This is a genomic window from Arthrobacter sp. 01N444 (assembly GCF_056399305.1).
This window is the reverse complement of sequence record NZ_JBFTRB010000020.1, coordinates 86,933-95,829: the sequence shown is the minus strand read 5'-3', so window position 1 is coordinate 95,829 and position 8,897 is coordinate 86,933. Positions and strand designations below refer to the sequence as shown.

General features: G+C 66.2%; 6 protein-coding genes and 1 pseudogene. 3 read left to right on the top strand and 4 right to left on the bottom strand.

The features are described from left to right. Both AC1DKN_RS18665 and AC1DKN_RS18660 read right to left on the bottom strand, forming a co-directional pair. Positions 1–172, bottom strand: a pseudogene (locus AC1DKN_RS18665) (IS110 family RNA-guided transposase); the annotation flags it as partial. Between the two features lie 167 nt (positions 173–339). Then, positions 340–804, bottom strand: a complete 465-nt coding sequence (locus AC1DKN_RS18660; protein WP_223917399.1) for a hotdog fold thioesterase — start codon at positions 802–804, stop codon at positions 340–342. Between AC1DKN_RS18660 and polA the strand changes: the two genes are divergently transcribed. The 3 genes from polA to rpsA all read left to right on the top strand — a co-directional run bounded on the left by polA (position 803) and on the right by rpsA (position 6,784). Further along, positions 803–3,682 (top strand): DNA polymerase I, encoded by a 2,880-nt coding sequence (polA, locus tag AC1DKN_RS18655; RefSeq protein ID WP_476872144.1) that lies wholly within the window; start codon positions 803–805, stop codon positions 3,680–3,682. The two genes, AC1DKN_RS18660 and polA, sit on opposite strands and share 2 nt — an antisense overlap. A 101-nt stretch (positions 3,683–3,783) precedes the next feature. Next, positions 3,784–5,070, top strand: coding sequence for a GNAT family N-acetyltransferase (locus AC1DKN_RS18650; protein WP_476872143.1), 1,287 nt, complete (start codon positions 3,784–3,786; stop codon positions 5,068–5,070). Between the two features lie 238 nt (positions 5,071–5,308). Beyond that, a complete protein-coding gene (gene rpsA, locus AC1DKN_RS18645) occupies positions 5,309–6,784 on the top strand; it encodes a 30S ribosomal protein S1 (protein ID WP_018773018.1) in 1,476 nt (491 codons plus the stop codon). Positions 6,785–7,553: 769 nt separating this feature from the next. On the opposite strand, the gene AC1DKN_RS18640 is transcribed toward rpsA, so the two are convergent. Both AC1DKN_RS18640 and AC1DKN_RS18635 read right to left on the bottom strand, forming a co-directional pair. Continuing rightward, entirely contained in the window at positions 7,554–8,183 is a 630-nt protein-coding gene (locus AC1DKN_RS18640; RefSeq protein ID WP_476872142.1) for a GNAT family N-acetyltransferase, read from the bottom strand. Positions 8,184–8,187: 4 nt separating this feature from the next. After that, complete coding sequence (locus AC1DKN_RS18635; protein ID WP_476872141.1) at positions 8,188–8,889, bottom strand: IMPACT family protein; 702 nt, start codon at positions 8,887–8,889, stop codon at positions 8,188–8,190. Positions 8,890–8,897 lie beyond the last annotated feature (8 nt).

The window sequence follows — 8,897 nt, the reverse complement described above, 5'->3', positions numbered from 1 at the left end:
CGGCCTCGTAGACCACCCGCACCGGGGCTGGAAGAGAGACGATCCAGGCAAGAATCTCGGCATAATCCGGAGTCATCCGGTGCGGAATGATCTCGCCGGTCTGCGCGTCCAGGGCGCATCCGGCGACAGAACGGGCATGGACATCCAGGACGACGCTTGTACGCTCGAACATAGCTGGAACCTCCCAATTTCAAATGTGGCTCTACCTGTCCGCCAAGTCTGGCAGGCAACCCACGTACCGCTTTGAAAAGGAGGTTCCAGCCCCAAAACCCGGCTACCTCATATCGTCTAGCCGGATCCGGCGCCGCCGGGCCGGTCGCCCTCCGCGTTATCGCGGACCTAGCGCGCGATATCGCGGATCAGGTTCGTGATCCGGGCGGTGGAGAGCCGCCGGCCGCGTTCGTCGGTCATCACGATTTCGTGGGTGGCGAGCGTCCGGCCGAGGTGAATGGCCGTGCAGGTGCCGGTGACGATGCCCTCGGAGATCGCCCGGTGGTGCGTCGCTCCGACCTCGATCCCGAGCGCCTGCCGGTCAGGTCCGGCGTGCATGCCCGCCGCGAAAGAACCCAGGGTTTCGGCCAGGACCACGTGGGCCCCGCCGTGCAGGATGCCTGCCACCTGGGTGTTCCCCGCCACCGGCATGGTGGCCACAGTGCGCTCCGGGCTCATCTCGAGGAAGCGGATCCCCATCTTCACCACAAGGGCTCCGACGCCGTACTGGCCCAGCCAATCGTGCATCTCCTCGGGAACACCGGCCGCAGCGAGCTCGGCCGCGTACGGGCCGGGCGTGAAATTGTCCATCATGGGAACTAGGCTGGCACCTGTGAGTGAAACTACCAAACCGGCCCTTGCCCTCGAGAATGCAGCCTCCCTTTCCGCGGACACTGCCGCAGACCAACTCCTGGCAGCTGAGCCGGATTCAGGGGTTGCGGCCAAGCGTGCCGGAAAATCCAGCCGGGCCGCGGCGTCGGTTTCCGCCACTGAGGCCCCCGTGATTCCCATCACGGACCAGCCGCGGCTACTCGTCCTCGATGGGCACTCCATGGCGTTCCGGGCGTTCTTCGCCCTGCCCGCGGACAAGTTCTCCACCGCCACGGGCCAGCACACGAACGCCGTCCACGGCTTCACGTCCATGCTGATCAACCTGATCAAGGAGCAAAAGCCCACCCACGTGGCGGTCGCCTTCGACGTCTCCGATGACACGACGCACCGCAAGGCCGAGTACAGCGAGTACAAGGGCGGACGCAACGAGACCCCGCGGGAAATGAGCGGCCAGATCGACCTCATCGACAAGGTCATGGGCGCCTGGGGCATCAAGACCATCAAAATGCCCGGTTGGGAAGCTGACGACATCCTGGCCACCCTCGCCGCAATGGGGGAAAAGGCCGGTTACGAAGTGCTGCTGGTCTCAGGCGACCGCGATGCCTTCCAGCTCATCACCGACAACGTTTTCGTCCTGTACCCCAAGAAGGGTGTCAGCGATATTCCCCGCATGGACGCGGACGCCATCCAGGAGAAGTACTTCGTCAGCCCGGCCCAGTACTCAGACCTCGCCGCCCTGGTGGGGGAATCCGCGGACAACCTCCCCGGTGTTCCCGGCGTCGGCCCCAAGACGGCAGCGAAATGGATCAACCTTTACGGCGGACTGGAGGGGGTCCTGGAGAACCTCGACGCGATCGGCGGGAAGGTGGGGGACTCCCTGCGCGAATACGTTGACGACGTCAAGCGCAACCGGCGCCTCAACAGGCTGCACACCGACCTGGATCTGCCAGTGACGCTGGACGAGCTCGCGGACCCGCGGCCTGACCAGGCAGCCCTCGAGGAGCTGTTCGACGCCCTGGAATTCAAGACCATCCGGACCCGGCTCTTCGCCCTCTACGGCAGTGAAGTCACCGAAGCCGAGCGGGAAAGCCTCGACATCCCGGACTTCGTGATCCCGGCGGACGCAGCCGAACTTAGCGCGTTCCTCGAGGCCGGTGCCGGCAAGCGCTCCGCTGTGGCGGTCGACGTTGTGCCCGGCCGGATCGGCGAGGACGCCGCAGCGGTGGCGATCGTCCGCGACGACGCCGCCGTCTATATCGACCTGGCCAGCCAGGACGCCGCCGCCGAAAACGTTCTGGCCGCATGGCTGCGCGACGCCCACGCACCGAAGGTCATGCACGGGTTCAAGGCTGCCCTGAAGGCCCTGACCGCGCGCGGCCTGGAACTGGAAGGCGTGGTGGATGACACCTCGATCTCCGGCTACCTCATCCAGCCGGACCGCCGCAGCTACGAGCTTGCGGAGCTGGCACAGCATCACCTCAACATCGCGGTTTCCACGGAGGCCGCCAAGGAAGGCCAGCTTGAGCTGGCGTTCGACGGCGACGACGCCGCCGCTGCGGGCGCGCTGGTCCACGTCGCCGCCGTCGTCCAGGCCCTGAGCCGCTTTTTCGAATCAGAACTGACGGAACGCAAAGCGCAGGACCTGCTCACCACGCTGGAACTGCCGGTCAGCCGGGTGCTGGCCGATATGGAACTCGCGGGAATCGCCATCGACATGCCCCGCATGGACGAGCAGCTGTCGGATCTCGCCAAGGTGATCGACAACGCCCAGGAGCTGGCGTTCGCCGCGATCGGCCACGAGGTCAACCTTGGTTCGCCGAAGCAGCTCCAGACCGTGCTGTTCGACGAACTGCAGTTGCCGAAGACCAAGAAAATCAAGTCCGGCTACACCACCGACGCCGCGTCACTCAAAAACCTGCTGGAAAAGACCGGGCACGAATTCCTGGTCCAGCTCATGGCGCACCGGGAATCGTCGAAGCTGCGCCAGATGCTGGAGTCGCTGAAGAAGTCCGTCAAGGAAGACGGCCGGATCCACACCACGTACGCGCAGAACGTCGCAGCCACGGGCCGGATCTCCTCCAACAACCCCAACCTGCAGAACATCCCCATCCGCAGCGAGGAAGGCCGGCGCGTCCGCGGCATCTTTGTGGTCAGCGAGGGCTACGAGTGCCTGCTCTCCGCGGACTACTCGCAGATCGAAATGCGCATCATGGCGCACCTCTCGGGCGACGCCGGCCTGATCCAGGCCTACAAGGACGGCGAAGACCTCCACCGGTTCGTGGGTTCGAACATTTTCCATGTGCCCACCGACCAGGTGACCAGCGCCATGCGGTCCAAGGTCAAGGCGATGTCCTATGGCCTCGCGTACGGGCTGACCTCGTTCGGTCTGTCCAAGCAGCTGGAGATCTCCGTTGACGAGGCGCGGACCCTCATGAAGGACTACTTCGACCGGTTCGGCGCCGTCCGCGACTACCTCCGCGGCGTGGTGGACCAGGCCCGGATCGACGGCTACACCGCCACCATCGAGGGGCGCCGGCGCTACCTCCCGGACCTGACCAGCACCGACCGCCAGCTGCGTGAGAATGCGGAGCGCATCGCGCTGAACTCGCCCATCCAGGGATCGGCGGCTGACATCATCAAGCGCGCCATGCTGGGTGTGCACGCGGAACTGGCGGCACGGGGCCTGAAATCGCGCATGCTCCTGCAGGTCCATGATGAACTTGTCCTCGAAGTCGCCGCGGGTGAGCGCGAGGCCGTGGAGAAGCTGGTGACCGAGCAAATGGGCTCGGCCGCGGACCTCAGCGTTCCGCTGGACGTCCAGATCGGCATCGGCTCCAGCTGGTACGAGGCGGGGCACTAAAGCTGGACAGGTATCGGCAAGGTTTCGGTCCGGCAAGTATTCGGTCCGGCAGTATTCGTTCCGGCTATGCCGGGACCCGAGATTCTCAGGGGGAGAAGTACGTGGCAGATAAGTACGAGCTCAGGCGGTTCCGCGCGGTCGCGAAGGACGAGGCGGATTACGCGCAAGGCACGGCGTGGCTGCGCGGGGTCGGGATCGGCTTCTACGACGAGCCGCGCAAAGACGACTTCGCGGACAAGATCATGGCCATGTATCTCGTGGACAACCGTGAAATGACCGGCGTTTACCAGGCCGACGGCGTTGCGGCCCACTCGCTGGCTGCCGACGTCCCGGTGGCGACCTTCGCCACCCTGCGCAAGGACCTGAACATCGGCTACGGCCGTCAGCTCGAAGCCCAGCTGGTCACGGCCGTCACGGTGCGCGGGACCCACCGCCGGCAGGGACTGCTGCGGCGGATGATGACCGAGGACCTTGCCGCGGCGAAGGCGGACGGCGTCGCGCTGGCGGCACTGACCGCCTCGGAGGCCTCGATCTACGGGCGGTTCGGTTACGGTGTGGCCACCTTCGAGCGCAGCATCAAGGTCGACACCGGGCCGCGCTTCCGGCTGCGCCATGCGCCCGCCGGCACCGTGGAGATTGCGGACCGCAAGGTCCTGCTGGAACTGGCCCCCGAGGTTTTTGGTCGGGTCCACGCGTCCATGCCCGGATCGATCTCGCGGCAGGAAGCGTACCGGCTGCGGTCTTCGGGCATACTCGGCCGGGACGGCAGCGAGGACGAGGCAATCCGCTGCGCCCTGCACTACGACGCCGCCGGAACCGTGGACGGCTACGTGTCCTATAAATTCGCCGGGTGGGACGCCAAGCCGTACACCATGGAGATCGTGGACCTCGTGGCCGCGAATGACGCCGCGTACCTGGAACTCTGGCAGTTCCTGGGCAGCATCGACCTCGTGGACCGGATCAGCTGGCAGGATGCACCGGTGGACGATCCCCTGACCTGGGCGCTTGAGGACCCGCGATGCGTCGAGGCATCGGACCACCGCGACATGCTGTGGCTGCGCGTCCTGGACCCGGCCCGGGTGCTGGGGGCCCGGCGCTACTCGGCCGACGGGACGGTCGTTCTCGCGGTCAGGGACAGTCTCGGCTTCGCGGCCGGCACCTTCGCGCTCACGGTCAGCGGGGGAGAGGCCACGGTGCGGCCGGCTCCGGAGGCTGAGCCGGACCTGTCCCTTGATGTTGCGGACCTCGGCTCCATCTATCTGGGCGCCGTTTGTCCCGTGACGCTGAAAGCTGCCGGCCGGATCACCGAGCACACCGCCGGGGCGGCGCTGACGGCGCGCCTCATGTTCGCCGTCGAACGTTCCCCGCACTGCCTCACGCACTTCTAGGCCTCCGGTCCGATTTCGGCGCCTAAGGCGACACGGACGGCCCCGTGCGCTTTGACCGGCGTTCGCGTAAACGACTAGACTAAACAGGCGCGTACTACGTGCGCGCATCTACAATCCACAAAATCAGGATGACCCGGCGGAACGCTTGCTGTGACGCCGTGCTCTTGGCCTGCATTCCATAATGCCGGCGAAGCGGTTTGCCTGACCGACTCACTATCCACAACGGAGCCCCTACTACATGACCATCACCTCCACCGAGAAGCCCGGTACCCCCGTAGTCGCCATTAACGACATCGGTACCGCTGAGGACTTCCTCGCAGCTGTCGACGCCACCATCAAGTACTTCAACGACGGAGACCTCGTCGAAGGTACCGTCGTCAAGGTCGACCGCGACGAAGTCCTGCTCGACATCGGTTACAAGACCGAAGGTGTCATTCCCTCCCGCGAGCTTTCCATCAAGCACGACGTTGACCCCGGAGACGTCGTCTCCGTTGGCGATCAGGTCGAAGCCCTGGTGCTCACCAAGGAAGACAAAGAAGGCCGCCTGATCCTCTCCAAGAAGCGTGCTCAGTACGAGCGTGCCTGGGGCGACATCGAGAAGGTCAAGGAAGAAGACGGTGTTGTCACCGGTACCGTCATCGAGGTTGTCAAGGGTGGTCTTATCCTCGACATCGGTCTGCGCGGCTTCCTGCCCGCATCCCTCGTCGAGATGCGCCGTGTGCGCGACCTCGCTCCGTACATCGGTCAGCAGATCGAAGCCAAGATCATCGAGCTGGACAAGAACCGCAACAACGTTGTGCTGTCCCGCCGTGCATGGCTCGAGCAGACTCAGTCCGAGGTCCGCTCCACGTTCCTCAACAAGCTGGAAAAGGGCCAGGTCCGTCCCGGCGTCGTTTCCTCCATCGTCAACTTCGGTGCCTTCGTGGACCTGGGCGGCGTAGACGGCCTGGTTCACGTTTCCGAGCTGTCCTGGAAGCACATCGACCACCCGTCCGAGGTTGTCGAAGTTGGCCAGGAAGTCACCGTCGAGGTTCTCGAGGTCGACCTGGACCGCGAGCGCGTCTCCCTGTCGCTCAAGGCTACGCAGGAAGATCCGTGGCAGACCTTCGCCCGCACCCACGCCCTCGGCCAGGTTGTTCCGGGTAAGGTCACCAAGCTCGTTCCGTTCGGCGCGTTCGTTCGCGTTGAAGACGGCATCGAAGGCCTGGTCCACATCTCCGAGCTCGCCGTGCGCCACGTTGAGCTGGCCGAGCAGGTTGTCTCCGTTGGTGACGAGCTGTTCGTCAAGGTCATCGACATCGACCTCGAGCGCCGCCGCATCTCGCTCTCCCTCAAGCAGGCCAACGAGGGCGTCGACGCCGACAGCACCGAATTCGATCCGGCTCTCTACGGCATGGCCGCAGAGTACGACGAAGAGGGCAACTACAAGTACCCGGAGGGCTTCGACCCGGAGTCCAACGAGTGGCTTGAAGGCTACGAGAACCAGCGCGCAGCCTGGGAGCAGCAGTACGCTGACGCCCAGACCCGCTGGGAAGCACACAAGAAGCAGGTTGCCCAGCACGCTGCCGACGACGCTGCAGCTGCAACGTCCGGCGAGAGCGATTCCGGCACCACCAGCTACTCCTCCGAGCCGGCTGCAGCCGAGACCGGTGCAGGCACGCTTGCTTCGGACGAGGCTCTTGCCGCTCTGCGCGAGAAGCTGACCGGCAACTAATTGCCCGTGATCCTCAAGGAGTCAGCTCCCTGAGGCCAGGCAGTTTGTAGCTTGAAGGTGGCCGTCCCCTCGGGGGCGGCCACCTTTTTGTGTTCCCCGGGGGACATGCCCATTTTTGAAGCCCTCCCTCCGGGGACATGCCCATTTTTCGAGCCGGGCCGTGGACATTTGAGGATTGTGCCCAGTCCTGGCCCTGGGCGCGGGACATGTCCAGTGCGGGGAGGCCGGCGCCATGCCCTGGTGCCGGACATGCCCCGCGGTTGCCCGGACCACCGGACATGCCCATTTTTGAAGCCCTCCCTCCGGGGACATGCCCATTTTTCGAGCCGGGCCGTAGACATTTGAGGATTGTGCCCAGTCCTGGCCCTGGGCGCGGGACATGTCCAGTGCGGGGAGGACGGCGCCATGCCCTGGTGCCGGACATGCCCCGCGGGCGCCCGGACCACCGGACATGCCCATTTTTGAAGCCCTCCCTCCGGGGACATGCCCATTTTTCGAGCCGGGCCTTGGACATTTGTGGATTGTGCCCAGCCCTGGCCTCCGGCGCGGGACATGTCCAGTGCGGGGAGGCCGGCGCCATGCGTTGGTGCCGGACATGCGCATTCCTGGCACTAGGCACCGGGCTGCCGTTGCACGCGTTTCCTGCTCGTCAGGACAAGCAAGGGGCCGCGCCATGGAATGTAGGCTCCTTGACGGCAGCCAGGCGCTGACGACGGGGGCATGTCCAATGACGGAAGGGAGCCCGGGCCCGGCCCAGGGTGCCATGCCTTCAGCGCAGCGGGATCTTCGCTATGACCGGCACCGTGTGCGTCTGCGAGGCGGCACCGGTCACCAGTTCGGCGCCCGCGTACTTCAGCAACGCGAGGGCTCCCACATTGCCGGCCGTCGTCTCGGCTACCAGGACGGCTGCCCCGGTCGACGCGGCGCGAGCCCTTACGAGGCGCAGCGCCTCGCGGCCCACGCCCTGGCCGCGGAAGCTCCGGGCGAGCCAGATTCCGGTCTCCAGCGCCCAGCCGCCACCCCCTGCAACGGCCCCGGCGGCACCAACAGCCCCGGCGTCACCACCTGGCCCAGCCCCGGCGGCACCAACAGCCCAGCCGCCACCACCGGCCCAGCCCTCATCCGCTGCTGCCGGCTCCGTGTCCATCCGCCTGAGCCGCACGGACCCTGCCATCTGCCCGTCGCAGCTGATGGCCCACGTCTTCTGCCCCGCGGGACCGTCCAGGCCGGCTGCGGCGGCGCGGTGGAATTCGCGGAACCAGCTGATCCGGTCGGTGTTCCAGCCGGCGGTCGTGCCCAGCGGCGGGGTGACCTCGTCGGCGTCGGCGTCCCGGAGCCCAAGTTCCAGGAGCTGTTCGAGAACGTCCTCGCTGACGTCAAGCAGCGCGACCGCGGGCACGGGCTCAGCTGATGGGCACATCGATCCACTCCGTTTCTCCGGGCAGCAGCGACGCGCTGCCGGCCGACATGGCGGCCACGCGGTCCGCGGCCCGGGCAAGTTCTTCCGCATCATCCGGCAGCGCGAGCCTCAGGACAGTAGTCTGCGCCTCGTAACGGGTTTCGGCCATGACATACCCCGCGGCGCGCAGATCGTTCTCGAGCCGGCCGGCGACGGCGTGCTGTACGGGGACCGAGCAAATGCGCAACCGGCGGCGCCGCACGAGGGGAGCAAGCTCCAGCGCTCCGGACACCGATTCGGAATAGGCCCGCACCAGGCCGCCGGCACCCAGGAGAATGCCGCCGAAATAGCGCACGACGACGACGGCGACGTCGCTGAGATCGGCGACGCCGGGTGCGGTTTCCCGCTTCAGCAGCGCCTCGAGCATGGGGATGCCCGCGGTGCCGGACGGCTCGCCGTCGTCGTTGGAACGCTGGATGTCCCGGTCGGGGCCGAGCACGAAGGCGAAGCAGTGATGCCGGGCGTCATGGAATTCCCGGCGCAACCCGCCCAGGACGGCCCGGGCGGCGTCCTCGTCCGCCGTGCGGGCCAGCACTGTGATGAAACGGGACCGCTTGACCTCGATTTCGTGCCGAAACCCGGGCCCCGCGGCGAGGGTGGTGTAGACGGCCGTCCTGCTCTCGGGGGATTCCGCCGCATCTGCCACCGGTTCAG